The organism is Streptomyces sp. NPDC096311 (genome assembly GCF_044763085.1).
In the GTDB taxonomy this organism is placed as follows: domain Bacteria; phylum Actinomycetota; class Actinomycetes; order Streptomycetales; family Streptomycetaceae; genus Streptomyces.
The window spans coordinates 432,261-458,009 of record NZ_JBIWFN010000003.1; the positions used below are offsets into that span (position 1 = coordinate 432,261).

Annotated in this window: 22 protein-coding genes; 9 read left to right on the forward strand and 13 right to left on the reverse strand. The window is 71.7% G+C overall.

All coding sequences use genetic code 11. From position 1 onward, the window contains the following. Positions 1-52: 52 nt before the first annotated feature. Together ACIRA5_RS10245 and ACIRA5_RS10250 are read right to left on the reverse strand one after the other, a co-directional pair. A complete protein-coding gene (locus ACIRA5_RS10245; RefSeq protein WP_403689310.1) occupies positions 53-565 on the reverse strand; it encodes an EF-hand domain-containing protein in 513 nt (170 codons plus the stop codon). A 155-nt stretch (positions 566-720) separates the two neighbouring features. Then, positions 721-1,104 (reverse strand): STAS domain-containing protein, encoded by a 384-nt coding sequence (locus tag ACIRA5_RS10250; RefSeq protein ID WP_180292960.1) that lies wholly within the window; start codon positions 1,102-1,104, stop codon positions 721-723. Between the two features lie 395 nt (positions 1,105-1,499). Here ACIRA5_RS10250 and ACIRA5_RS10255 point away from each other — a divergent pair, with 395 nt between their 5' ends. Together ACIRA5_RS10255 and ACIRA5_RS10260 are read left to right on the forward strand one after the other, a co-directional pair. Next, positions 1,500-2,081 (forward strand): sigma-70 family RNA polymerase sigma factor, encoded by a 582-nt coding sequence (locus tag ACIRA5_RS10255; RefSeq protein WP_403689313.1) that lies wholly within the window; start codon positions 1,500-1,502, stop codon positions 2,079-2,081. A 281-nt stretch (positions 2,082-2,362) separates the two neighbouring features. Further along, positions 2,363-3,556 carry a maleylpyruvate isomerase N-terminal domain-containing protein gene (locus ACIRA5_RS10260; protein WP_403689752.1) on the forward strand — a complete coding sequence of 398 codons (1,194 nt, stop codon included), beginning with the start codon at positions 2,363-2,365 and terminating at the stop codon, positions 3,554-3,556. Between the two features lie 62 nt (positions 3,557-3,618). Here ACIRA5_RS10260 and purU read toward each other — a convergent pair whose 3' ends face one another. Then, a complete protein-coding gene (gene purU / locus ACIRA5_RS10265; protein WP_403689315.1) occupies positions 3,619-4,500 on the reverse strand; it encodes a formyltetrahydrofolate deformylase in 882 nt (293 codons plus the stop codon). A gap of 58 nt (positions 4,501-4,558) precedes the next feature. Continuing rightward, positions 4,559-5,005 (reverse strand): hypothetical protein, encoded by a 447-nt coding sequence (locus ACIRA5_RS10270; protein ID WP_054235639.1) that lies wholly within the window; start codon positions 5,003-5,005, stop codon positions 4,559-4,561. A 171-nt stretch (positions 5,006-5,176) separates the two neighbouring features. On the opposite strand from ACIRA5_RS10270, the gene ACIRA5_RS10275 reads away from it, so the two are divergent. Beyond that, complete coding sequence (locus tag ACIRA5_RS10275) at positions 5,177-6,505, forward strand: ABC transporter substrate-binding protein (protein WP_403689318.1); 1,329 nt, start codon at positions 5,177-5,179, stop codon at positions 6,503-6,505. A 137-nt stretch (positions 6,506-6,642) separates the two neighbouring features. On the opposite strand, the gene ACIRA5_RS10280 is transcribed toward ACIRA5_RS10275, so the two are convergent. Then, positions 6,643-8,391, reverse strand: coding sequence for a hypothetical protein (locus ACIRA5_RS10280; protein WP_403689321.1), 1,749 nt, complete (start codon positions 8,389-8,391; stop codon positions 6,643-6,645). A gap of 225 nt (positions 8,392-8,616) precedes the next feature. Then, positions 8,617-10,002 (reverse strand): transcriptional regulator, encoded by a 1,386-nt coding sequence (locus ACIRA5_RS10285; protein WP_266625679.1) that lies wholly within the window; start codon positions 10,000-10,002, stop codon positions 8,617-8,619. A gap of 297 nt (positions 10,003-10,299) precedes the next feature. Here ACIRA5_RS10285 and ACIRA5_RS10290 point away from each other — a divergent pair, with 297 nt between their 5' ends. The 3 genes from ACIRA5_RS10290 (at position 10,300) to ACIRA5_RS10300 (ending at position 13,469) form a co-directional block, all read left to right on the forward strand. Continuing rightward, positions 10,300-10,962, forward strand: coding sequence for a bifunctional DNA primase/polymerase (locus ACIRA5_RS10290; RefSeq protein ID WP_403689323.1), 663 nt, complete (start codon positions 10,300-10,302; stop codon positions 10,960-10,962). 93 nt (positions 10,963-11,055) lie between these two features. Then, on the forward strand, positions 11,056-11,850 hold the full coding sequence (locus ACIRA5_RS10295) for an ABC transporter ATP-binding protein (protein WP_403689325.1): 795 nt from the start codon (positions 11,056-11,058) through the stop codon (positions 11,848-11,850). Then, positions 11,847-13,469, forward strand: a complete 1,623-nt coding sequence (locus ACIRA5_RS10300) for a transporter (protein WP_403689327.1) — start codon at positions 11,847-11,849, stop codon at positions 13,467-13,469. The genes ACIRA5_RS10295 and ACIRA5_RS10300 overlap by 4 nt, the downstream gene beginning before the upstream one ends. A 36-nt stretch (positions 13,470-13,505) precedes the next feature. Here ACIRA5_RS10300 and ACIRA5_RS10305 read toward each other — a convergent pair whose 3' ends face one another. Together ACIRA5_RS10305 and ACIRA5_RS10310 are read right to left on the reverse strand one after the other, a co-directional pair. Next, entirely contained in the window at positions 13,506-14,378 is an 873-nt protein-coding gene (locus tag ACIRA5_RS10305; RefSeq protein WP_403689328.1) for an alpha/beta fold hydrolase, read from the reverse strand. Positions 14,379-15,336: 958 nt separating this feature from the next. Next, on the reverse strand, positions 15,337-16,029 hold the full coding sequence (locus ACIRA5_RS10310; protein ID WP_054235646.1) for a metal-dependent transcriptional regulator: 693 nt from the start codon (positions 16,027-16,029) through the stop codon (positions 15,337-15,339). A 275-nt stretch (positions 16,030-16,304) separates the two neighbouring features. Between ACIRA5_RS10310 and ACIRA5_RS10315 the strand changes: the two genes are divergently transcribed. Continuing rightward, a complete protein-coding gene (locus ACIRA5_RS10315; RefSeq protein ID WP_403689331.1) occupies positions 16,305-17,060 on the forward strand; it encodes an SIS domain-containing protein in 756 nt (251 codons plus the stop codon). A gap of 224 nt (positions 17,061-17,284) precedes the next feature. On the opposite strand, the gene ACIRA5_RS10320 is transcribed toward ACIRA5_RS10315, so the two are convergent. Continuing rightward, positions 17,285-18,670: a PAS domain-containing protein gene (locus ACIRA5_RS10320; protein WP_403689333.1), complete on the reverse strand. Its 1,386-nt coding sequence runs from the start codon at positions 18,668-18,670 to the stop codon at positions 17,285-17,287. 763 nt (positions 18,671-19,433) lie between these two features. Between ACIRA5_RS10320 and ACIRA5_RS10325 the strand changes: the two genes are divergently transcribed. Then, positions 19,434-20,459, forward strand: a complete 1,026-nt coding sequence (locus ACIRA5_RS10325) for an isopenicillin N synthase family dioxygenase (RefSeq protein ID WP_403689334.1) — start codon at positions 19,434-19,436, stop codon at positions 20,457-20,459. 22 nt (positions 20,460-20,481) lie between these two features. On the opposite strand, the gene ACIRA5_RS10330 is transcribed toward ACIRA5_RS10325, so the two are convergent. Beyond that, positions 20,482-21,582, reverse strand: coding sequence for a citrate synthase 2 (locus ACIRA5_RS10330; RefSeq protein ID WP_403689337.1), 1,101 nt, complete (start codon positions 21,580-21,582; stop codon positions 20,482-20,484). Positions 21,583-22,018: 436 nt separating this feature from the next. On the opposite strand from ACIRA5_RS10330, the gene pdxH reads away from it, so the two are divergent. After that, positions 22,019-22,657, forward strand: a complete 639-nt coding sequence (pdxH, locus tag ACIRA5_RS10335) for a pyridoxamine 5'-phosphate oxidase (RefSeq protein WP_403689754.1) — start codon at positions 22,019-22,021, stop codon at positions 22,655-22,657. Between the two features lie 34 nt (positions 22,658-22,691). Here pdxH and ACIRA5_RS10340 read toward each other — a convergent pair whose 3' ends face one another. From ACIRA5_RS10340 to ACIRA5_RS10350, 3 genes are all read right to left on the reverse strand, one after another. Continuing rightward, the gene (locus tag ACIRA5_RS10340) at positions 22,692-23,294 is read right to left on the reverse strand and encodes a TetR/AcrR family transcriptional regulator (RefSeq protein WP_403689757.1); all 603 of its coding nucleotides are present in this window, start codon (positions 23,292-23,294) and stop codon (positions 22,692-22,694) included. An 89-nt stretch (positions 23,295-23,383) separates the two neighbouring features. Then, positions 23,384-24,136: an enoyl-CoA hydratase family protein gene (locus ACIRA5_RS10345; protein ID WP_403689338.1), complete on the reverse strand. Its 753-nt coding sequence runs from the start codon at positions 24,134-24,136 to the stop codon at positions 23,384-23,386. Beyond that, the gene (locus ACIRA5_RS10350; RefSeq protein ID WP_403689340.1) at positions 24,133-25,743 is read right to left on the reverse strand and encodes a 4-coumarate--CoA ligase family protein; all 1,611 of its coding nucleotides are present in this window, start codon (positions 25,741-25,743) and stop codon (positions 24,133-24,135) included. The genes ACIRA5_RS10345 and ACIRA5_RS10350 overlap by 4 nt, the downstream gene beginning before the upstream one ends. Positions 25,744-25,749 lie beyond the last annotated feature (6 nt).

A 25,749-nucleotide genomic window follows, 5' to 3' on the forward strand; every position in this document is an offset into this window, starting at 1 on the left:
CCCGGGCCCCGGAAGCCCGGGCGGTCTGGGGAGTTGCGGGTCCCGTAGGGGGCTACTCCGGCACTGTGAAGTAGCGGGCGAACGAGGTGACGACCTCCGTTTCGCCGATCCGGCCGTCGGCGTCCGTGTCGAGCGTGGCGGCCGCCGCGGCTGCGACGCCGTCGGGCACGCCCAGGGCCCTGAGTACGCGGACGGCCTCCTCGACCGTGGCCGCGCCGTCCCCGTCCGTGTCCGCGACGGCGAGGGCCGCGTGCAGGAAGGGACGGGCGATCTCCCCGAAGCGGTCCGGATTGTCGCGCAGCCGCTTCACGGCGCCGTTCACGAACTCTTCCCGGGTGATGCGCTGATCGCCGTCGCGATCCGCTATCCCCGCCATGCCCTGCCAGAACGCCTCCGCGCCGACGTACAGGGCCTGACCCTTGTCCGACCGTGCCGCCGTATCGAACTCGGTGAGAACCGCCTTCGTCGCGGCGTTGAAGTCCTCCCGGTCGATGTAGCCGTTGCCGTCCTGGTCGAAGCCGGCGAAGCGGGCGGCAATCCTGCGCTCGTACTCGGTACTGACCATGGTCTTCTCGGACCGCCTTACAACTCAGCCGGACTCTCAGCCGGACTGCGGTTTCATCTGGCACGGAGCGTACGACGCCCGGGCAACCGGGGGTGCGGGAAAACGACGGTTGTGCCAAGACCGAGGGAATTCCCGGACAACTGTGTGGCGCGGGCTCACGCCGACAGCGGGCTCGACTCCTCGTCGACGGCCGACACGACGTCCGGATAGACGTCGAAGAGGCGGCGCACACCGAGGGCCCCGAGAACGCGGTTGACGTGGGAGACGTCGGACGCGCCCTGGGCCGGCAGGATCAGCCGCAGGCGCCCCTGGCAGGAGCGGACCAGGCGGCGGGTCGCGATGAGGACGCCGACGCCGCTGGAGTCGCAGAAGAGGACCTCGGAGAGGTCGAGGACCAGACTGTGGCGACCCTCCGCGACCGCCTCGTGCACCCGTCGGCGCAGCACCGGAGACGTGACGAGATCCATCTCGCCCGACACCCGGAGCACGGCCCACTCACCCCACTCGCCCCACTCGTCGTCGGTCACCTTGAGCGTCACCACAACGCCTCCCGCTCGCCTCGCCCGCCGAAAACGGAAGCACTTCTTACGCTTCCTGTCAGCGCGGCTGCCCCACCGTCGTTCCATGAAACACCGGTAGGCGTTCGATGAAACGTCGGTCTACGGTCGAAAACGCTGGACGACCGAGCTGTTTCGGTCGTCCAGTGGTCACGTACGGTCTCATTCGATCGGATCCAAGGGGGGAAGCGATGGGCTTCTACCATCCGGACCCCGTCCAGGGGCGCACATTGACGTAAAGGGGCGTGCGCTGTCGGACGTGCCGACTACATTCGAGACAGCGATGCACACAGGCTGGACGGGGACGCCGGCCGCCGACGGGTATGGACAGGGACGGCAGGGACAGGCGCCGGGCAGGAGCAGAGTGAGGGGGCCGCATGGCGACGAAGGACGCACCGCCCCGCTGGGACCGCAAGATGCAGCAGCGGCTCGCACGCGGGGAGGCGGCCGCGCTCGGTGAGCTCTACGACCGGTTCGCCTCGCTGGTGCACGGCCTCGCGCACCGCGTACTCGGCGACGAACGGGCCGCCGACAACATCACCCGCGAGGTGTTCGCCCACGTCTGGCAGAGTCCCGAGTCGTACGACCCCAAGCAGGGGCCCCTGCGTTCCTGGATCGCCACGCTGACCCACCGGCTCGCCGTGCAGCGGCTGCGCGCCGCCGAGACCGCCGCGCTCGCCCTGGACGGCGGCGGCACCACCGAGGAGTTGGAACGCAAGGTGCGCAGCGCCTCCGTCGCAGCCCGCGCGGACTACATCGTCACGTCCATGCCGACCCCACTGCGGGCCGCCCTGGAGCTGGCGTACTTCCAGCGTCGCGACTACCGCCAGGCCGCCGCCGACCTCGGCGTCACCGAGGACGAGGCCCGTCGCCGGCTCCGCCTCGGCCTGCAACTGCTGTCCACCGCCCACGACGCCGGGCTCTCCGGCACGCCGCCCGAATACGGAGGTGCGCGGTGAGCGGAGGAGCGGACCGGTTCGGGCCCTTCGACGAGCCTTTCGACAGGCCTCTCGACGAACACGAGGAGCACGAGGCGCACGAGCAGGGCGGTGAGGGGGACGGCGAGGACGGAGGCGGGCGCGCGCGGGAGGAGGCCGGCCGGAGTTCCGGCGGGCCCCGCGACGACGACGGCGGCCATGGTGACGGCCCTGTCGGAGGAGGGGATGACGGAGGCGGGGGTGACGGGGGCGGCGGCGGGTTCACCGGGCCCTCAGGGCCGGAGCAGCCGCCGCGCATCCCCATGCCGCGTTCCTCCGTCGAGGACACCGGACTGCCGCTGCCGGAGCCCGCGCCGCTCGTCCTGGAACACCGGGTGCTGAAGGCGCTGCTCGGCGCGTGGGCGCTGGCCGCCTGCTCGGCGCAGGAGACGGCGGCGGTCGAGGAGCACCTCGGGGAGTGCGGGTCGTGCGCGGACGAGGCGCTGCGGCTGCGCGGGGCGGTCGGGCTGCTGCACCCGCCGGAGAGCCTCGATCTCGACCCGACGCTGCGCACCCGGGTCCTGGAGGGCTGCCTGGACCGGCGGCCGGCGCGTATCCCGGTGCCCGAGTGGGCGGCGCCCTACGACGCGGAGGCCGCGCGGCTCGACGCGCTGTTGCAGGACATAGGAGACGCGGAGTGGCACGCGCCGGTGCGGTTGCGCTGGTTCGAGGGCGACGGGCCCGTGAGCCGGCGTACGACGGTGGCCGGGGTCATCGCGCATCTGCTCTCCGTGGACGGGCTGGTGGGGATCGCGCTGGGCCTGGAGGACCCGCTCGGCGGCACGACGGCCGAGAAGACCGAGGCGGAGGGGGCGGCCGCGGGCGCCCCGACCCCTTCGCAGCGCACCGAGGCGTACTGGCGTGCCTCGCACTTCCCGCCCACCCGGGCCGTGCGCGCGCCCTGGCGGGAGCAGAGCCACCACATCGTGCGCACGGTGTCGTTCGCGGGCGGAGGCTCCGGGCGGCTCGCCGTGTCGTACGGCGGATTCGCACTGCCGCTCAGCGACTCGCTGCTGGATCGCGCCTTCGAGTGCTGGGTGCACGCGGGGGACATCGCGGACGCCGTGGACTATCCGTACGAGCCGCCCGCGCCACGTCATCTGCACCGGATGATCGACCTGGCGGCGCGGATGCTGCCCGTGTCGCTCGCCGAGCGGCGGCGGGCGGGGCTGTCGGCTCCGGCGCCCCGCCGGCTCGTCGCCGCCGGGGCACCCGGGCGCAGTCTGCGTCTGGAGATCGAGGGCTCCGGCGGGGGCGAGTGGCTGATCCCGCTCGACTCCCCGGCGAGCGTCGCCTCCGCCGAGCACGAGGTCGCGCATGTCGCGCTGGACGGGGTGGAGTTCTGCCGGCTGGCGGCGGGGCATGTGTCGCCGGAGGAAGCGGCGGCGGGTCAGGTGGGCGACCGCGAGGCCATCAGAGACGTACTCTTCGCCGCCGCGTCCCTGAGCCGGATGTAGGCCGCCCCGTCCACCCGCGGCCGAAACGATCCCCGGGGCCGGAGGCGAAGCCTCCGCGTGTCCTACGCGAACACCACCGTGCGGCGGCCGTTCAGGAGGATCCGGCGCTCGGCGTGCCACTTCACCGCGCGCGCCAGCGCCTGGCACTCCACGTCCCGCCCGATGGCGACCAGCCCGTCGGGCGTCACGTCGTGGCCGACGCGCTCGACCTCCTGCTCGATGATCGGCCCCTCGTCGAGGTCGGCGGTGACGTAGTGCGCCGTCGCGCCGATCAGCTTCACACCGCGCGCATGCGCCTGGTGGTACGGCTTCGCGCCCTTGAAGCTCGGCAGGAAGGAGTGGTGGATGTTGATGATCCGGCCGCTGAGCTGCTTGCACAGGTCGTCCGAGAGCACCTGCATGTAGCGGGCCAGCACGACCAGCTCGACCCCTTCGGAGCGGACCAGTTCGAGCAGCTGCGCCTCGGCCTGCGCCTTCGTGTCCTTCGTCACCGGAATGTGGTGGAAGGGGACGTCGTACGAGGCCACGAGCTCGGCGAAGTCCGTGTGGTTGGAGACCACGGCCGCGATGTCGACGCGCAGCGCGCCGGTCCGCGCGCGGAAGAGCAGGTCGTTCAGACAGTGGCCGAACTTGCTGACCATCAGCACGACCCGCATCTTGTCCTCGGCCCGGTTGAGCTGCCAGTCCATGTGGAAGGAGTCACCGATCGCCGCGAAGCTCGCGCGCAGCTTGTCCACGGTCACCGGCGCCTCCGCCGAGAAGTGGACGCGCATGAAGAACAGTCCCGTGTCGTGGTCGCCGAACTGCTGGCTGTCCTCGATGTTGCAGCCGGTCATGAAGAGGTAGCTCGACACGGCGTGCACGATCCCCTGCTTGTCCGGGCAGGAGAGGGTCAGGACGTACTGTTCGGCGGGCGCGGCGGCGCCGGTGGACTGATCGTTCATGCAGGACAGGGTCCCATACGAGGCACCGCGCCGGACGGACCGTCCCGCCACGCGGACGCTACGCCGAGCGCGTCAGGATCCGCAGGACCTCCAGCGTCCGCGGCGGAGTGTCCGGATCCTCGCCGTCGCTCACCGCGAGACGTACGTGCGCGTCGCGCGCCGCCCGCAGTGCCTCCGGCCACGCCTGGTGGTCGAGGTAGGCGGAGACGGGGGCGTCGGGCCCGACCTGGTGCATGATCCGCAGGACGCGGAGCACGGCGGTGTCCACGAGGGCCGCCTCCTGGGAGTCCCGGAAGATCGTGCCGACGTACTTCTCGGCGGACCAGTTGTCCAGCCAGGTGTCCTCGACCAGGCGGTACACGGCGTCGGTGACGTCCCCGTACCCGTCGATCCCGGCGAGCCAGACGTCACGTTGGAAGGTGGGGTCGGAGAGCATGTGCAGCGCGGAACGCACATTGCTGCGCCAGCGCCACCAGGGCATGTCGTTCAGTGGCATGCCGCCCATGGTGGAGGAGCGACGGCCGCGACGGGAAGAGTTCTCCGAACCTTGCACAGTCGACGATCGTACGTTCTCCGCGAAAATGCGATCATCGCCCCCCGTAATTCACCTCTACGTCACCTCACGTTGACCACGGGTCACACGGAGGTTAGTGATGTGACGGAATCGTGCGTGTCCATGACCGGTAGGCGACGCACCAGCACCACCCCACCCGACCACCCCCAGCGAACCAGGTCCAGAGTCTCGACGAAGGTCAAGGCCAGAGCCCTTTTCGCGGGCGCGGTGGTGGCGTGCGCGTCGATCGCTGTCGGGTGCGGGGTCGTCCCCGGTATCACGGGGGGCTCCGGGGACGACCCCATCACCGTCATGACCTGGGCGCCGCAGGACACCCCCGCGACCAACAAGCCCGGCATGCCCGCCATGGCCGAGGCCTACGCGCGCTGGATCAACGCGAACGGTGGCATCAACGGCCACAAGCTCAAGGTCCTGACCTGCAACGACCACAACGACACCGTGTACGCGGCGAAGTGCGCCCGGCGCGCGGCCGACGAGAACGTGGTCGCGGTCGTCGGCTCCTACAGCCAGCACGGCCGTTCCTTCCTGGCCCCGCTGGAGGCCGCCGGCATCCCGTACATCGGCGGCTACGGCGTCACCGACGACGAGTTCTCGAGCCCGCTCTCCTATCCGATCAACGGCGGCGAGCCGGCCCTGCTGGCCGGTCTCGGGGAGCAGCTCGGCAAGACGTGCGGCCCGGTGGCGCTCGTCCGCCCCGACACCGTCGCGGGCGACCAGCTCCCGGTGCTGCTCAACGCCGGCCTGAAGGCGGAGGGCCACGCGCCCGGCACCGACCAGCGGGCCGCCGAGGACGCGACCGAGTACTCGCAGCAGACCCAGCTCGCGCTCAGCCGCGCGAGCTCGGACCCGCTCAAGCGGGGCTGTGTGGTGTCCGCGCTCGGGGACCGTACGGAGACCTTCATGGACTCGTTCCGGCGCGACCGCCAGGACTATCCGAAGGTCGGCACGGGCACGGTGCTGGGCAGCCTCGACCAGTCCCTGATCGATTCCACCGGAGGCCAGTCGAGCCCGTACGAGGGCGCGCACGTCACCGGCTGGTACCCGGTGGCGAGCGACAAGCGCTGGGACCCGATGCGCAAGGTGATCAAGGAGCAGGCCTTCGGCGACAACCGGATCGACCCCGCGGACGCCGGCGTGCAGACCACCTGGATCGCGTACAACGTGCTCAAGTCGGTCATCGAGTCACTGGGCGACAACCAGGTGACCTCTCTCGCGATCCGGCACGCCCTCGACAACGGCCTCAAGGTCACCACCGGCCGGCTCACCCCGACCCTCAGCTGGCGCTACGAGGACCTGATCGCGGCCGTCGACTTCCCGCGCCTGGTCAACGCCCACGTCACCTTCCAGGTCGTACGCAAGGGTCAGCTCGCCTCGGAGCGCAACGGGTTCATCGATGTGTCGAAGACACTGGAGAACGCGGACTCGAACTGACACCCGGGCTCGGACCTGGCTGACACCCGGGCTCGGACCTGGCTGACACCCGGGCTCGGACCTGGCTGACACCCGGGCTCGGACCTTGCTGACACCCGGGCTCGGACCGGGCTGACACCCGGGCTCGGACCGGGCGGTCACAGCTGGGTCGTCGTGCGCCGCGTCAGTCCGTAGGTCGAAGCGATCGAGTTCCACAGCCTGGCGGCCTTCGCCTTCTGCGCGCTCGCGGTGCCGCTGGCCTGGTTGGCCGCCGAGGTCTGACCGGTGGTGCGGGCGTGGCCCTTCTTGCAGCCCTTCTTGGCCTTGACCTGGTCGGCCCACGCCGCGTAGTGGTTGTCGGCCGAGGCGGAGGCCTGCCAGGCACTGTTCAGCGCGGCGGTCAGCTGGGCGTTGTTCGGAAGCTTGTCGACCGAGAGACCGCCGAGCCTGGTCACCAGTCCGGACCGCTGCTTGGCCGCGTCGCGCAGGTCACTGGCCGCCTGGTCCAGGTTGTTGCACGCCTTCACGTTCTCCACGGCGTTGATCACCGAGTCGCGGCTGTTGTTGCTGTCCGCGAGGAGCTTGTCCAGCGCGATTGCCTGCGCCTTGGCCGGGTCGGCCGCCGACGACGAGCCGTCCGTGGGCGCGGCCGTCGCCGACACGTTCTTGCTGCTGTCGTTCTTGCCGCTGTCGCTGCCTCCGCCGCCGCTGAGCAGGGCGCCGGCCCCGATACCGAGCACGACGATGCCGATCCCGACACCGGCGATCAGCGGAACGCGCGAGCGGCTCCGTCCACCACGGCCACCGCCGCTGCCGTCGTCGGCCGCGCCGCGCCGGGTGGCGGCCCGCCCGCCCGGCGCTCCGGGCATCCCCGGGGCCTGCGCGGCATACGGAGCGTGCGGAGTGTGGGGGGCGTGCGGGGCAGGGGCCTCGAACCGCGGCAGCTGCTGCGTGGACGCGGGCCCCTCCGACGCGCTCGGCGCGCCGGGCGCACTGCGGAACAGGTTGTCGAACTCCGCGGGCGGCTGCCGGTCCTCCGGCCCGCCCGGACGTATGCCGTACGGCGCCGCGCCAGGCTCGGCGGGCACGGGGGCGATGTACTGCGTGGCCTCGGCGTCGGGGTGCGCGGCCGGGGGCAGCGGCCCCGAAGACACCTCGGGCGGCAGTGCACCCGGGCCCACCGGCGGGATGTACTGCGTGGCCCCCTCGGCGGACGTGGCGGGGACGGGCGGCAGGAACTGGGTCGCGCCCTCGGCCGCGGCCGCAACCGGCGGGATGTACTGCGTGGCGCCCTCGTCGAGGGCGGGCGGCAGCGCCCCGGGAACGGCGGGCGGCAGCGCGGCGGCGTGCGCATGCCCGCCCTGCTGCTGGGGTACGGCACCGCCCTGGTGGCCGCCGTACGTCGGATCCTGTCGGCCGCCGTAGGAGGAAGTCTCCTGACCGCCGTACGACGGCGGCTGCTCCCCGTACGACGGCGGCTGGGTGCCCTCGGCCGGCAGCGGGCCGCCGGGGGCCTGCTGGGCCGGGAAGCCCTGCTGCTGGGCCGGGGCGGCGCCCCAGCCCTGCGCCGGCTGCTCGGGCGCGGCCCAGGTCTGGGTGGACGGGTCGTGACCGCCCCAGTCCGGGGTGGGGGCGCTGGACGAGGACGGCTCGGAGCCACCCCACGTCTGGGTGCCGTTCACGGGCGCTCCCCAGCCCTCGGCCGGCTGCGGGGCCGGTGCCGCCGACGGATCCGGTCCCCACGGCTGGTCCCAGGTCTGACCGCTCGCCGGGATCGCCGGGGCCGCCGGAACGGCCCGGTCGCCCGTCATGCCCGGCAACAGCGGTTCGCCGCCGTCGGAGGGCAGCACGATGCCTTCGCGCGCCGCGCGCGCCGAGGGCTGCTCGCCCTGTCCACTCTGCGTCACCGGGACTCCTACTAATGGGGGACCTTCGGAATCGTCGGCTCACGCTACCGGGTCCCCACGCGCCCGTGCCACGCAGCACAGGGCGTTACCCCCGTCTCCTGTGACCGGGGTAACGAATACGCCCCACCGTGCGCTGTTTCTGACTCCTCCCACTCCAAGCGCCTTCGTTAGCCCGGCGTTCACGCCCGTGCACACCGCGTGTTCACCGGCGCACACATGATCCACTCACGCCGCCGCCTGCAACTCCATCCGCGCCCCGAACTCCCGCACCACCGCCTCGTCCCGGTACGGCTCGAGGCGCTGCTGGAAGTCGTCCAGGTACTCGGCGCCACGGTTGGAGCGGAGCGTGCCGAGGAGTTCGACCGCCCGCAGACCCGTGTGGCACGCCTGTTCCACCTCGCGCTGCTGGACCTGCGCGGTGGCCAGCAGGACGTAACCGATGGCCCGGCGGCGGGCCCGCGACTCCGGATGCCCGGCGAGGGACTCCTCGGCGCAGCGCGCGGCGGCCTCCGCCTGGCCCAGGTCACGGTGGCAGTGCGCCAACTCGTCGGCGAGATAGGCCTCGTCGAAGTGCGCGATCCACGTCGGGTCGTCCCCCGAGGCCGCGTCGGCGCCCTCGAGCGCGGTGATCGCACGCCCGGACGCCACCTGCGCGGCGCGCGCGTCGCCCATCAGGGCGTGCCCGCGCGCCTCTGCGGCGTGGAACATCGACTCCGCGCGCGGTGTCACCCGCCCCCGCGCCCCCTCCTGCGCCGCGCGCGCCAACTGCGCGATCTCGCGCGGGTTGCCGAGCTGCGCCGCGAGGTGGCTCATGGACGCGGCCAGCACGTACCCGCCGTATCCCCGGTCCCCGGCCGCCTGGGCGAGCCGCAGCGCCTGGATGTAGTAGCGCTGGGCGAGGCCCGGTTGACCGGTGTCGATGGCCATGTAGCCCGCGAGTTCCGTCAACCGCGAGACGGCCGAGAAGAGTTCACGCCCGACGCCCTCCCGGTACGAACCCGCGAGCAGCCCGGAGACCACGCTGTTGAGGTAGTGCACGACGACCGGGCGCACATGACCGCTGCCGTACTGGTGGTCCAGATCGGTGAGCGCCTGGGTCATCGCGCGGACCGCCGCCACGTCCGAGAGCCCGACCCGTGGACCCGCCGCACGCGCCACCTGCGAGTCCGGCGCGGAGATCAGCCAGTCGCGGCTCGGCTCGACGAGCGCGGAGGCGGCGACGGACGAGCCGGACAGGAAGTCCCTGCGCCCGACGTCACTGCGCCACAGCTCACACACCTGCTCGATGGCGCCGAGGACGGTCGGCGAGAACTGCAACCCCACGCCCGACGCGAGGTTCTTGCCGTTGGCCATGCCGATCTCGTCGATCGTGACCGTACGGCCCAGCTTGCGGCCGAGCGCCTCGGCGATGATCGCGGGAGCGCGCCCCCTCGGCTGCTGGCCGCGCAGCCAGCGCGCCACCGAGGTCTTGTCGTAGCGCAGATCGAGGCCGTGCTCGGCGCCGCACATGTTGACCCGGCGGGCCAGGCCGGCGTTGGAACAGCCCGCTTCCTGGATGAGCGCCTGCAGCCGTTCGTTCGGCTGCCTGGCGACGAGAGGCCTTGCGGCCATGGCGTACCCCCTGTGGCTGCGGTGCCTGCCCACGCACCGAGTTGACGTGTCCTCATCGGCCAACCACAGCGAAGGAAGTCGGCCATGAAGATCAATGCCCCGCCGACATACCGAAGATGCGAGACATGTGAGGATTGCCGGGGTACAGGCGGTTGCCCGACCCCACCCCTGGTTACCCACGACCCGCTGTCGTTCCCCCTGCGCGCCCCCACCTGTGCATCCATGCGCCCCGCACGCGGGAACGATGCCCCTCCCCCGCGCACGGGACCCCCGTAACCCCCTGTGGCAGCTAGAGTTGTGTTCATCGTGGAAGAGACCATCGCGGGGCCCGAGGCCGTCCAAATCCCGAAGCAGCGTGGCGAATCACTACTTGACACCGCCGTGCGATATGCCGAAGAACGCCATTGGGACGTGTTCCCGGGCACGTGGCTGGAGGCCGTCGACGGGATGCAACGCTGCTCCTGTGGCGAGGCGACCTGTCCCACGCCGGGCGCACACGCGGCGCGCGAGGACTGGGCGACACAGGCGACGGGCAGTGCGACCGTCGCACGCCGGATGTGGTCGAAGCAGCCGAACGCGTCGATCCTGCTGCCCACCGGGCGTACGTTCGACGCGATCGATGTGCCGGAGACGGCCGGGTTCCTCGCGCTCGCCCGCATGGAGCGGATGGAGCTGACGCTGGGACCGGTGACGTGCACGCCGGACGGGCGCATGCACTTCTTCGTCCTTCCCGGCGCCGCGGTGAAGGTCCCCGACCTGGTACGCCGACTGGGCTGGCCGCCCGCCTCCCTCGACCTGATCACCCTGGGCGAAGGCTCTTACGTGGCGGCTCCGCCCACCCGGCTCGGTTCGCGGGGTGCGGTGCAGTGGGCCTGCCGGCCGACGCCGGCGAATCGGTGGCTACCGGACGCGGAGGAATTGATCTCGCCGCTTGCCTATGCGTGCGGCAGGGACCGATGACCGTGGTTCGGCGCCGTTCTTGAGCCGCGGGTTCGTCGTGGCTGCTCGCGCAGTTCCTCGCGCCCCTGAAACCTTGCCCCTTAGGGTGCTCACATGGCCGAGCAAACAGGGGCAGACGTTCCCGCCGTACATGTACGCGGGCTCTGGAAGCGGTTCGGGGAGCAGGTCGCCGTCGCCGGGATCGATCTGGAGTTGCCCGCGGGGCGGTTCATCGGACTCGTAGGGCCCAACGGCGCGGGCAAGACGACCACCCTCTCGATGGTGACCGGGCTGCTCAGGCCCGACCAGGGCGGCGTCGAGGTCGTCGGCCATGACGTCTGGCGCGACCCGGCGGCGGTGAAGGCCCGGATCGGCATACTCCCCGAGGGCCTGCGGCTCTTCGAACGGCTCTCCGGGCGTGAGCTCCTCGCCTACACCGGCCGGCTGCGCGGCCTGCCCGGCGCCGAGGTCGACAAGCGCACCACCCAGCTCCTCGACGTCCTCGACCTCGCGGGCGCCCAGCACAAACTCGTCGTCGACTACTCGACGGGCATGCGCAAGAAGATCGGCCTCGCCGCCGCTCTCCTCCACAACCCCGAGGTCCTCTTCCTCGACGAGCCGTTCGAGGGCGTCGACCCCGTCTCCGCGCAGACCATCCGCGGCGTCCTGGAGCGCTACACCGCTTCGGGCGCCACGGTCGTCTTCTCCTCCCACGTCATGGAACTCGTCGAATCACTGTGCGACTGGGTGGCCGTCATGGTCGCGGGGCGCATCCGCGCGCACGGCCCGCTCGCGGAGGTCCGCGGCGACTCGCCCTCCCTCCAGCAGGCGTTCCTGGAACTGGTCGGCGCACAGGGCCGCGACCACGGGGCCGACCTGGACTGGCTGGGCGGCGGGGCGACGCGATGAGCACGAGCACCTCCGGAGTCTCCTCCGAGGCCTCGATCACCCCCGTCGTCGTACGGCTGAAGCTGTCGCTGCTGCGCAACGGGCTGCGGCAGTCGGCCGGGCGGCGGGCCGCGTACATCACCTCGGTCGTCGTCGTCCTCCTCTTCGCCGCCCTCCAACTGCTCGGCCTCATCGCCCTGCGCGACAACGCGCACGCCGCGTCCGTCACCGTCCTGCTGATCGCGGTCATGGCGCTCGGCTGGGCCGTGATGCCGCTGTTCTTCCCCAGCGGCGACGAGACCCTCGACCCGACCCGGCTCGTCATGCTGCCGTTGCGACCGGACCCGCTGGTCCGGGCGCTGCTCGTGGCCTCACTGGTCGGTATCGGACCGCTGTTCACCCTGTGCCTGCTGGTCGGTTCCGTGATCTCGGTGGCGCACGGCACGGCGGCGTACGTCACCGGTGTCGTGGCCGTGCCCTTGGCGCTGCTCGTCTGTGTGGCCCTCGCGCGGGCCGTCGCCGCCGCCAACATCCGGCTGCTGTCCAGCCGCAAGGGCCGCGACCTGGCCGTACTGAGCGGCCTCGTCATCGCGATCGGCGCGCAGCTCGTCAACTTCGGCGCGCAGCGGCTCGGTTCGGCGGGCGGACTGTCCCGGCTCGACCCGGCGGCGGACGTGCTGCGCTGGGTGCCGCCCGGATCGGCGATCGGCGCGGTGGACTCGATGAGCAAGGGCTCGTACGGGGTGGGGGTCGCCCAACTCGTCCTGAGCGTGGCGGCGCTGGTGGGGCTGCTGGCGCTCTGGTCGAGGCACCTGACCCGGCTGATGACCTCCCCGGACGGGTCGACGTTGCAGGCGGCCGAAAGTGCCGCGCGGGAGCGGGTTCCGACGGGAGGGCTGCGCCGGCTGCTGCCCTCGGGACGCACCGGGACCGTGATGGAGCGCAGCCTGCGGTACGTGTGGCGCGACCCGAAGACGAAGGCCGCGTGGGTGACCTCGCTCGCGATCGGGCTGATCGTGCCCGTGTTCAACGCGCTGCAGGGCACCGGCTCGATCTACTTCGCGTGCTTCGCGGCCGGGATGCTCGGCATCCAGATGTACAACCAGTTCGGCCAGGACACCTCCGCGTTCTGGATGGTCGCGATGACCATCGCCTCCCCGCACGACGCGTACGTCGAACTGCGCGGGCGCGCGCTGGCGCTGCTGGTGATCACCCTGCCGTACGCGACCCTCGTGACCGTGCTGACGACGGCGATGCTCGACGACTGGTCCAAGCTGCCCGAGGTGCTCGGCCTGTCCTTCGCGCTGCTCGGCGCGATGCTGGCGACCGGCGCCTGGTCCTCGGCCCGCTTCCCGTACTCGATCCCGCAGGAGGGCTACAAGAACGTGGCTCCCGGGCAGGCGGGCCTCGCCTGGATCGCCATCTTCGGCGGCATGGTCTCGGCGGCGCTGCTGACCGCTCCCGTCATCGCCCTCACGATCTGGCTGAACGTGACGGCGGAGGGGGACCGGTGGAGGTGGCTGCTGCTGCCGCTGGGGGCCGGATACGGGGCGCTGATCACGGCGTTCGGGCTGCGGATGGCGGCGCCACGGACGGCCCGGCGGCTGCCGGAGATCCTGGCGGCGGTCAGCAAGGGCTGAGCCCGGCGGGCCTGGACCTGATCCACACGACAGGTCCTAGCGGTCCTGGCCGGTGAGTACGCCGTCGAGGAAGGGCTCGATCGCGGCGCGCCACGCCTCCGGCTGGTCGTAGTGCACGAGGTGACCGGCGTCGGCCACCTCCGCGTACTGGCCGTGCGGCAGGACGCGGACCATCTCCTGGGCCTCGGCCCGGCCGAGCTCGCCGTCCAGACCCCGTACGACCAGTGCGGGGCACTGGACCTGGGCGAGCTCCTCCCAGTGGGCGTCGTACACCCAGGTCTGGCGGGACTTGAGCATCTGCTCGGGTTCGAAGACCGGGCGCCAGCCGTCGGCGGACTCGTGCATCACCTCGGCGTAGAACTCGCCGCGGGACGGGTTCGGGCGCTCCACCCAGGGGTCGTCCTCGCCGAACCACTTCCGTACGTCGGCGAGCGTGGCGAAGGGCATGGGCCAGGCCTTGAACCAGTCCTCCCACTCACGCTGCGACGCGGCCCCTAACGCCGAGGCCCGCATGTCGCAGATGATCAGCCCGCGGACGAGGTCGGGGCGCTTGGCGGCGAGCTGCCAGCCGGTCAGCGCGCCCATCGCGTGGCCGATGAGGACGGTCGGGGCGAGACCCAGCTGCTCGAGAGCGGCCTCGACGTCCTCGACGTACGCCTCCCGCGTGTACTGCCCCTCGGGCGCCTTGTCGCTCTGGCCGTGGCCGCGCTGGTCGAGGGCGACCGCGCGGTGCCGCTCGGAGAGCCAGCGGGCGGTGGACGCCCAGTGGGAGGCGCGGCCCATGAGGCCGTGCAGAAGCAGCACGCCGGGCGCGGGCGGGGTCCTCGGGTCGCTCTTGGGAGGATCGGCGAACTCCCAGGCAGCGAGGCGTAGGCCGCCCGCGCCCGTCACGTCGATGCGCCGCACCATAGGTCTGGCACCCCCCTAGTTCGCTCGGACCGCTCGCTCCCGGTCGAGTCGGCCGGTCCACTCGTACCGCTTCCTACCGCGCTCACTGCCGCGCTTCCTGCTGCTGTCGTGCCGCTTTCGTGCCGTTGAGTCTGCTGATGTGCTGCTCTACGTGTACCCGATTTGCCGGTGATACGCCGCCAGGCTATCGAATGAGCATTCGAAATTACTCCTCTCGGTGGCAACACCCCTCGTTCGAGTGACCACGCTCGGGGATTGACCGCCGCCGCCGAGGGGAGATCTTCAGCGGGAGGCGGACCGCTCGGGGAAATCGGTCCGAAGGGGATGACCCTGGGAGCTCGGGGCTCCGGGTCAGCACAGGGGAGGACAGGCCCCGGCGCCATAAAGCGCCGGGGCCCTCTCCACATCTACGGCACATCCTCCCCGCCCCCTCCCCAACCGTGCGACATCCCTCTTGGACACGGTCAAGAGCCCTCAGGTCATATGCCTCACGGGCCAGCCTCGCACGCAAATGGTCGTAGCGCTGCGATTCCGCACACTGAATCTTGGTTTCGGCCATGTAGCGAAAGCATCACAACTGCCCCTGTGGTCGCGGGAGTTGACATGACCGAGGTGAGTCGGCAGAGGTGCGGGGAGGGGTTGGAGTGTTGGGTCACCGCGGGCGGACGACACGCTCCACGGCGAGCGACCTGCGCCGTGGCGCCCATGCCCGCGCCCGGCGCGTTGAACCGCCGGGTCGTCCCCGACGAGCGGTGTCGCTGTACGCGGGCTCGATCGCCACCGACACGCAGGGGCAGGCCGGGTCGACGCCTGCCCACGACGGCCGGCGGGCGCCCGGAGGCCGACCCGGGGTTCGGCGGCTGCCGGACCCCGTGGCCCACCCCCGGGAGCTGCCCCTCGCGGGCTCAGGGCCGGGAAGCCCGCACCGGGGTGCGAGGCCTCCCACGATCACCGGATGTCAGCGCTTGGCGACGAACACGTGGGACGCGACGTCCGACTCCAGCTCCGCCGCCTCACCACCGCTGCCGACGAGTACACCGCCCGCCGACTCCGTCACACTCACCACGGAGCCAGGCTGCACACCCGCGCGCCGCAGCGTGTACATCAGCTGCGCGTCCGTCTGGATGGGCTCGCCGATCCGGCGTACGACGACGGTCTTGCCGTCCAGGCCGGGGTCGAGCTCGGCCAGCGACACCATGCTCTCGTCCAGGAACGGGTCGGCGCCGTCCTTCTCGCCGAGCTCCTCCAGGCCGGGGATCGGGTTGCCGTACGGCGACTCGGTCGGGTGGCGCAGCAGCTCCAGCACGCGCCGCTCCACCGCCTCGCTCATCACGTGTTCCCAGCGACATGCCTCGGCGTGCACCTGCTCCCACTCCAGACCGATCACGTCGACGAGCAGGCACTCCGCGAGGCGGTGCTTGCGCATCACTCGGGTGGCGAGACGACGGCCCTCCTCGGTCAGCTCCAGGTGCCGGTCGGTGGCGACCGCCACCAGGCCGTCGCGCTCCATGCGCGCCACCGTCTGGCTGACCGTCGGCCCGCTCTGGTCGAGCCGCTCCGCGATCCGGGCGCGCATGGGGACCACGCCTTCCTCCTCCAGCTCGAGGATGGTGCGGAGATACATCTCCGTGGTGTCGATCAGTCCGGACATACGTGCCCCTTGATTAGCTCTGCCGAAGGCTCGGTGGCTCACCGGCGTGTGCGCTGGCCCTGAACCCAATTCTGACGCATACCACTGACAAGCGTGCCTCGCCGTTGAAACCGCAGGGTTACGAGTGCCCCCGCGAACGCCCCACCGGGTGCCTCCGCGGCCACCTCGGCAGGCCGTATTGACAGCGCACTGGTCCAGACCGCAACGTGATCCGCGGCACAAAGCGTGACCCAGCACCCACCCGACGCCGACGAGACTTCTAAGGGGCTTCGCCGATGAGCGACCGCAAGCTGGCCGGGCAGTTCTTCGACGCGGCGATCGGCCTGCTCCAGCGGGTGCGGGACGAGGACGAGGACGCCATCGAGGCGGCCGGCGCCCTGATCGCCGACACCGTCGCGGACGGCGGCCGGCTCTTCGCCTTCGGCGCCGGGCACTCCTCGCTCGCCGCGCAGGACGTCGTCTACCGCGCGGGTGGCCTCGCCCTGATGAATCTGCTCGCCGTTCCGGGCGTGGTCGGCGTGGACGTCATGCCGGCGACGCTGGGTTCGGCCCTGGAGCGGGTCGACGGCCTCGCGAGCGCGGTCCTGGACTCCAGCCCGCTGCGCGCCGGCGACGTACTCGTGATCATCTCGCTGTCCGGCCGCAACGCGCTCCCGGTCGAGATGGCCATGAACGCGCGGGCCCGGGGCGTGAAGGTCATCGGCGTCACCTCGGTCGCCTACGCCTCGGAGACGAAGTCCCGGCACGTCTCGGGGACGTATCTGAAGGACCACTGCGACATCGTCCTCGACTCGAGGATCGCGGTCGGCGACGCGGAACTGACCCTGGAGACGATCGAGGCGCCCTTCGCTCCCGCCTCCACGGTGGTCACGACGGCCCTCCTCCAGGCCGTCATGGCCACGGCCGCGGGCGCGCTGGCCGACCGGGGCATCGAGCCGCCCCTGCTCCGCTCGGGCAACGTCGACGGCGGCCACGAATGGAACGGCCGAGTGATGACGGAGTACGGCGACCGAATCTTCTACCGCCGCTGAGCCGAACGAGACTCTCCGCACTCGCTGGGCCGACCCGGATCCTCCCCCCGTTGAGCCGACCGAGATCCTCGACCGGCACTGGGCCAACCGAGACTCTCCGCACTCGCTGGACCGACCCGGATCCTCCCCCGCTGAGCCGACCCGGAATCCTCCACCCGCGCTGAGCCGACCCGGAATCCTTTACCCGCGTTGGGCCGATCGGGTGGGGGGTGTGCGCGGCAGCGCTACGTGCGGGCCGTCAGCCCGTCCAGGTCCAGCGCCGCGGCGATCCGTACCGCCACGTCCTCGGCGTATGTCGCGTCCGTGCGGTCGAACTGGCTGCGCTCCGCCCTCCGTAGAAACGTCACGACGCCCAGCGTGCGCCCCCGGCTGCGCAGGACCGCGCACAGGGCATGCACCGCGTCCGGCGGCCACTGGCGGGCCGTGGCCCACTCCCGCTTCCGCTCGGAGGTGGTCTCACCGGAGCTGGCCCGCACGGACCCGGCCCGCTCCACGCACTGGAGCGCGGGATGCCCCTCGGCGTACCGCACGGGCAGCCCGGCCTTCCCGGTGAGCAGGCTCGGCCCGGGCGCCCCGGCGGGCGTGGTGGCGGCGCGTACCAGCCGTACGGGCCCGTCGTCGTCCCCCGCCGACCACCCGGTCGCAACCCGGTCGATCAGCGCGTGGTCGGCGAACCCGGCGAGCGCGAAGTCGAGGTGGACGGTGGCGGCCTCCCCGGGGTCCTCGCACTCGGCCGCCGCTCGTGCCGCCCGGTGCAGCTGGTTGGACCGGAACCGCAGCAGGGCCGCCTCCTGCTCGCTGTGCCTGGACTCGGTCACGTCCTGGAAGAGCCACCCGACCCCGAGCGGAACCGGTTCTTCCGCGAGCGGTGAGGCGAGCCGCAGGAACCCGCTGCGCCAGCACCGCCGCTGCTCACCCTCGGCCGACCGCACGCTCACCCACATCTCGGCGGGCGCGGGCGGCGCGCCCTCGGCGAGCACGTACGTGAGGGCGCTCTCCAGCTCCTCGACCCCTTGAGAGAGCAGCTCCCCCAGCGGCCGTCCGAGCACCGCCGTACGCCCGGTCCCCAGGGCCCGGGCCGCATGCGCGTTGACCACGGCGGGCCGCAGGTCCGCGTCGACCAGGACCACACCCCAGCTGGCGTCCTCGAACAACGCCTCGCTCAGAGCGATGGACCGCTCGAGATCGATCTGCGCGTGCACCTCGCTGAAGGCGCAGTACACCCCGGCGGGCTTCCCGTCGGCTCCGCGCACGGCGGCGGACTGGGTCCGCACCAGCACGCGCCCGCCGTCCTTGGTCAGCAGCGCGAACTCGTGCACCTGACGTCCGGGGGCCTCCATGGCGGACAGCAGCCGTGCCTCGACCTCCTCGGCGTCCGCGGTCCGCACGGCCCATCCGGCGAACCCGCGCCGCCCCACGGCCTCGGCCGCGGTCCAGCCGAGAATCCGCTCGGCCTCGCGGTTCCAATGGGTGACGACCCCATCGGCGTCGAACGCGCACAGCGCCGCGTCCATCCCGTCCAGCAGCGCGGCAAGCAGATCGGAACCAGCCGGCTCGGGCTCGTCCGGCCCCAGCTCGTCGGTGGTCCCACTACGCCGGGAAGCACTCACCTGGACCCCCTGCAGGCTGCGTCCGCACGTACGGCGAGACAGTTCGCTCACTCGCCCTCATTCAACTCGAACGTGACCCAGCCCACATCGTGTTCCCCAAAGATTGGACGAAATCGTTGTACGCAGGGATTCCGCCCCGTCAGCCCCACACACCGCACCCCGAACCCCACCCACGACTCGCCCGCCACTCGACGGAGTCGTGCCCCACCATCTTTTCGAAAAACCGGTTGATCCGCGTTCGATCGATTCCTAGGGTGGGCTGCACGCCGAAAGGAGGTGATCGGGTACATGTATGAAACCCGGACCAGCGAGGTGGCTGCGGGCTAGCGGCCCGTCACCACATGCAGTGCGGTGCCGGACCAGCGCGTACTTGAGCGTGCAGCCGGCCCAATCTCCAGCAGTCACCCGACCCGCGAGTTCGCCGGTACGTCCGGCCGGCTTCTCCGCCGTGAGGCGGGGGGACCCGAGCTCGCGGGTCGTCTGCGTTTCGCAGGGCATGTGACGTGAGGCACATGCGTTTCGCGGGGTCCGCAGTACTCTTGGGCCATGCTTCCGATGCTCGTTCGACGCCGACACGTGGACTTCGTGCGCGTCACGAGCATGGGCTGTCGGGCTTCTTCCTGACCTCGGCCCCCTTTCTTCCCCTTGGCACCCGTGGCCCCCGCCCCACCCCCGGCGGCCGCCCGGGCACCCGTACACCCTGCGGACGCACCTCATGACGACGAACACGTCTTCTGCTCAGTACCTGCAGAGCCTCCAAGGCTTGCAGGACCGACAGCACCGGCCCTCCCAGCAGCTTCCGATCATCGATCTCTCCGCGGCCGACCGCGGCCCCCAGGCCCGCGCCCTGCTGCACGCGCAGTTGCACAGCGCCGCCCACGACGTGGGCTTCTTCCAGCTCGTCGGGCACGGGGTGACCGAGGGCGAGACCGCCGCCCTGCTCGACGCCATGCACCGGTTCTTCGCGCTGCCGGCGGCCGAGCGGCTCGCCCTCGACAACGTCAACTCGCCGCACTTCCGCGGGTACACGCGCACCGGCGACGAGCGCACGGGCGGCAGCCGGGACTGGCGGGACCAGCTCGACATAGGGGCCGAGCGCCCCGCGCGCAGGCCCGGTCCCGGCGAGCCCGCCTACTGGTGGCTGGAAGGGCCCAACCAGTGGCCGGCCGCGCTGCCGGAGCTGCGGACCGCCGCGCTGGCGTGGATCGACCGGCTCAGCTCGGTCGCGGCCCGCCTGCTGCGCGAGCTGCTCACCGCGATCGGGGCGCCCGCCGACTTCTACGAGCCGATCTTCGGCGAGCGGGCCCATCCGCATCTGAAGCTCGTGCGCTACCCGGGCAGCGCGGGCGACGGCGTCGACCAGGGCGTGGGCGCGCACAAGGACTACGGATTCCTGACGCTGCTGCTCCAGGACCAGGTCGGCGGCCTTCAGGTGCAGCGCGAGGACGGTCTGTTCCACGAGGTGCCGCCGCTGCCGGGAGCGTTCGTGGTCAACCTGGGCGAGCTGCTGGAAGTGGCCACCAACGGGTACCTCGTCGCCACCAACCACCGGGTCGTCAGTCCGCCCGGGGCCACCGAGCGGTTCTCCGTGCCCTTCTTCTACAACCCGCGCCTGGACGCACGCGTGGAGCCGTTGCCCTTCCCGCACGCCTCCGCCGCGCCCGGCGTCACCGACGACCCGGCGAACCCGCTGTTCGCGGAGTACGGCTTCAACGAGCTGAAGGGCAAGCTGCGGGCCCACCCGCTGGTCGCCACCCGTCATCACGCGGAGCTGCTCACCCCCGCGTGATGACCAGCCCCGGTGAGCGGGCTCAGTGCGCGATGTCCTCGTAGCCCTTGATCTCCTGGGGGCCGCGCGGACCGGGGCCCACGTAGTGCGCGGACGGCCGTACGAGCCGTCCCGTGCGCTTCTGCTCCAGGATGTGCGCCGACCACCCCGCCGTACGGGCGCAGGTGAACATCGACGTGAACATGTGCGCCGGGACCTCGGCGAAGTCGAGCATGATCGCGGCCCAGAACTCGACGTTCGTCGCCAGGACGCGGTCCGGACGGCGCGCGTGGAGCTCATCGAGGGCCGCCTTCTCCAGCGCCTCGGCAATCTCGAAGCGGGGGGCGCCGAGCTCGCGGGCGGTGCGGCGCAGGACACGGGCGCGCGGGTCCTCGGCGCGGTAGACCCGGTGGCCGAAGCCCATCAGGCGCTCGCCCTTGTCGAGGGCCTTCTTGACGTAGGCCTCCGCGTCGCCCGTGCGCTCGATCTCCTCGATCATGCCGAGGACGCGGGAGGGCGCGCCACCGTGCAGCGGCCCGGACATGGCCCCGACGGCGCCGGAGAGAGCGGCGGCGACATCCGCGCCCGTCGACGCGATGACGCGGGCGGTGAAGGTGGAGGCGTTCATGCCGTGCTCGGCGGCGGACGTCCAGTAGGCGTCCACGGCCGCGACGTGCTTGGGGTCGGGCTCGCCGCGCCAGCGGATCATGAAGCGCTCGACGACGGAGTGCGCCTTGTCGATCTCGCTCTGCGGAACCATGGGCCGGCCCTGGCCGCGGGCGGACTGGGCGACGTACGACAGGGCCATGACGGCGGCGCGGGCGAGGTCCTCGCGAGCCTGGGCCTCGTCGATGTCGAGGAGTGGTTTGAGGCCCCAGACGGGGGCGAGCATGGCGAGCGCGGACTGGACGTCGACGCGGATGTCGCCGGAGTGGACGGGGATCGGGAACGGCTCGGCGGGCGGCAGACCGGGGTTGAAGGCGCCGTCCACGAGGAGGCCCCACACGTTCCCGAAGGAGACGTGGCCGACCAGATCCTCGATGTCGACGCCCCGGTACCGGAGTGCGCCGCCCTCCTTGTCCGGTTCGGCGATCTCCGTCTCGAACGCGACGACTCCTTCGAGTCCGGGTACGAAGTCGGACATCAGGCGGCTCCTCGTGATGTGTACGACGGGGGGTTCATGGGAGTGATGGTGGGGCGTGATGGTGGGGGCGCGTCTTGCGGTTGGAAGGGGAAAACCGTGCGTCGGTGATGGGTGGTCGACGTCCGGCTCCACGGTCGGCTCGTGGACTCGCGGTCCGGTACGTCTTCCCGGTGATGCCCCGTGCGACCGGCGGTCATCCCACCGGAACGGTGGCAGCACCATATCTCCGAGTGCCACCTTTGGGGAGGCCCTGCGGCACTCAGTGCCACCCACTGACACTCAATGCCGTACCGGGATACGGCAAGATGACCGCGTGACCGACCGCGACCGCTTCCCGGATGAATCCGCCGCCGAGCCCCTCGTCCTGCGCGCTGCGGAAGCCGCCGCCGCAGAAGCCGCGGGCGACGCCGAAGAACTCGCCGCCGACCCCGCCGCGATGCGCGCCCACTACCGCGCCGAGGGGCTCGTCGAGGCCGATCTCGCCGCGCATCCCATGGACCAGTTCGCCCGCTGGTTCAAGCAGGCCGCGCAGGCCTCGGTGCAGGGCATGGTGTACGAGCCGAACGCGATGGTCGTCTCCACGGCGGACGCCGAGGGCCGGCCCAGCTCACGCACAGTGCTGCTCAAGCAGTACGACGAGCAGGGCTTCGTCTTCTACACCAACTACGACTCCCGCAAGGCCCGCGAGCTGTCCGAGAACCCGTACGTCTCGCTGCTCTTCCCCTGGCACCCGATGGCCCGCCAGGTCATCGTCACCGGAACGGCGCGGCGCACCGGACGCGACGAGACCGCCGCGTACTTCCGCACCCGCCCGCACGGCTCCCAGCTCGGCGCCTGGGCCAGCGCCCAGTCCTCGGTCATCTCCTCCCGGGACGAGCTCGACGCCGCCTACGAGGATTTGAGCGCCCGCTACCCGGAGGGTGAACAGGTCCCCGTGCCCCCGCACTGGGGCGGCTTCCGCATCGCCCCCCGGACGGTCGAGTTCTGGCAGGGCCGCGAGAACCGCCTCCACGACCGGCTGCGGTACGTGGTGGAGCCGGACGGCAGCTGGCGGGCGGAGCGCCTCAGTCCGTGATGCCGCGGGGCTCAGCCCGTGACGTCGGCGGGGCTCAGCCCAGCGCCTCGTCCAGCAGTACGCCCCACTGCGCCACCACCCGTTCCCGTCGCCCCACGTCGTTCGTGAGGAGGTTGGCGAGGCCGAGGCCGCGGGACATGTCCAGCAGGCCCTGGACCGTTTCGCGAACGCCCGGGCGGGATTCGTCGGCGGCGAGGAGTTCCACGGCGATCCGGTGGGTCTCGCGGCCCACGCGGGCCTCCAGCTCGGTGACCCTGGGGCGGAGCTGCTCCTCGTTGGAGGCGGCGACCCAGAGGTGGAGGGCGGCGCGGAAGAGGGGGCCGGTGTAGAGGTCGACCAGGGCCACGACCACCTCGCGGCGGTCGGCGGCGCCCTCCGGGAACAGGGCGCGCAGTGCGGTGGAGCGCTCCTCGGCGACGTACTCCACCGCGGCGGTGAACAGGTCCTCGCGGGTACGGAAGTGGTGCTGGGCGGCCCCCCGGGACACTCCCGCGCGCTCGGCGACGACGGAGACCGTGGAGCCCGCCCAGCCGTGCTCGGCGAGACAGGCCACGGCGGCCGCGAGCAGCCGCTGCCGGGTGGCGCGGCTGCGGTCCTGCTTGGGAACGTGCGGAAGCCGGGGACTGCGGGGGGCGATTTCGGCCGACTGTGTCGCGTCCGTGGTCGTGTCCGTGGCATTCGTAGTCGCGTCCGTGCGCTCCGCGCGCTCCGCGGCTTCCGTCGTGCTCACACCACCCATGCGGGATCCCGTCGTTCGAGGAAGGCCGTCATCCCCTCGCGGGCCTGCGCGGAGGAGAACAGTTCGGCCGAGAGCGCGGTCAGGGCGTCCGCGTCCCGGTCGAAGGCCTCCAGCACCCTAGCCGTGAGCAGCCCTTTCGTCTCGGCCAGGCCCTGGGGGGAGGCGCGGCGCAGGCCGTCCAGGACGGGTTCCAGGGTGACGTCGACGTCGTCGCCGGTCGCCGTCAGGAGTCCCGTCCGTACCGCCTCCGACGCGTCGAAACGTTCGCCCGTGAGGTAGTAGCGGGCGAGGGCGCGGGGGTCCGTACGGGGCAGCAGGGGAAGGGAGATCACGGCGGGCGCGACGCCGATGCGTACCTCCGTGAAGGCGAACGTGGCCTCCTTGGAGGCGATCGCCAGATCGCAGGCTCCGAGGAGCCCCAGTCCGCCCGCCCGCACATGGCCCGTCACCCGGGCCACCACGGGCTTGTGCAGTTCGACGATCTGCCGCAGCAGGGCGACGAGCGCCTCCGGGTGCGGGGGGTCGCGCAGGTCGGCGCCCGCGCAGAACGTGTTCCCCGTGTGGGCGAGGACGACCGCGCGGACGTCTCGGTCCTTGCCGCACCGGGTGAGCCCGTCCGCGAGCTCGCCCACGAGGGCGGTGGAGAGGGCGTTGCGGTTGGCGGGCGAGTCGAGGGTGAGGGTGGTGACGGCGCGGTCGTGCGTCACTCGGACCAGCGATTCAACCGGTTCAACGGTCATGACAGGCCCCGCAGTTCCCGGCGCAGGATCTTTCCGGAGGCCGCCCGTGGGACGGCGTCGATGAAGGTGACGCCGCGGACCCTCTTGTACGGGGCGACGCGCTCGGCGACGTACATCATCACCTCTCCTTCGGAGAGGCCGGGGACGTCGGACACGTCGTCCGCCGCCGGACCGGCCGGACCGGCCGCGGAGGGCTGGCGCACCACGAAGGCGTGCGGGACTTCGTTGTTGTCCTCGTTGTAGACCCCGACGACCGCGGCGTCCGCGATACCGGGGTGGGTGAGGAGCAGTGCCTCCAGTTCGGCGGGCGCGACCTGGAAGCCCTTGTACTTGATGAGCTCCTTGACGCGGTCGACGACGAACAGCCAGCCCTCGGTGTCCACATGGCCGACGTCTCCGGTGTGCAGCCAGCCGTCCGGGTCGATCATCGCGGCGGTGGCGTCGGGCTGCCCCAGATAGCCCTTCATGACCTGGGGACCGCGGATGACGATCTCGCCCGCCTCTCCGACGCCGAGGTCCTTGCCGGGGTCGTCGAGGGAGACGATGCGCATCTCGGTGCCCGGGACGAGCCTGCCGACCGTTCCCGGGGGCGCCTGCTGGGCGGCGTCCACGGGGACCAGGTGCGTGCAGGGAGACAGTTCCGTCATCCCGTAGCCCTGGCCGATGGGCGGCAGCCCCAGCCGCTCGGCGCAGGCCAGCGCGAGCTTGGCGTCCAGGGGCGCGGCGGAGGAGACGATGTACTTCAGGGACGACAGGTCGTACCGCGCGACGGCCGGGTGCTTGGCCAGGGCCAGCACGATCGGCGGCGCCACGAAGAGGCCGCTGATGCGGTGCTTCTCGATGGCCGCGAGGAAGGTGTCGAGGTCGAAGCGGGGCAGTACGACGACGGTGGCGCCCTGTCTGAGGGGCGCGTTCATGAGGGCCGTCAGCCCGTAGATGTGGAAGAAGGGCAGCACCGCGAGGATGCGTTCGCCCTCGCTCATCGGCAAGAAGGGCACCAGCTGCGCCAGGTTGGTGGCGATGGACCGGTGGGTGAGCATCACCCCCTTGGGTATGCCGGTCGTCCCGGAGGAGTATGGCAGAGCCGCGACGTCCGTCACCGGGTCGATGTCGATCTCCGGTTCGGGCGCGGTCGAACCGAGCAGGTCGATCAGCGAGCGGTGCCCCGGCGCGCTGTCACAGACGAAGATCTCCCGCACCCCGCCGGCGAGCTCGGCGGCCTGCCGCGCCGCCTCCAGGAGGGGGGACACGGTCACGATCCAGTTCGCGGCGCTGTCCCGCAGTTGCTTGGCGAACTCCTCGGGCCTGGCGAGCGGGTGCACGGTCGTGACCGACGCCCCCGCGCGCGTGGCGGCGTAGAACGCCGTCGGGAAGGCGATGGTGTTCGGGCTGTGCAGGGCGAGGACGTCGCCCTTGCGGACGCCCGCGTCGGCGAACGCGGCGGCCAGCCGCCGGTGGAACCGGTCCAGTTGCCCGTAGGTGAGCGTGGTGCCGTCGACTCCGTCGATCAGCGCGGGCGTGTCGCCGCGCTCGGCGGCGCGGCCGAGGACCGCCTCGTGAATGGGTTCCTCTACGGCCGGGACTTCGGCGTACTCGCTGCGGAACACGGTTCC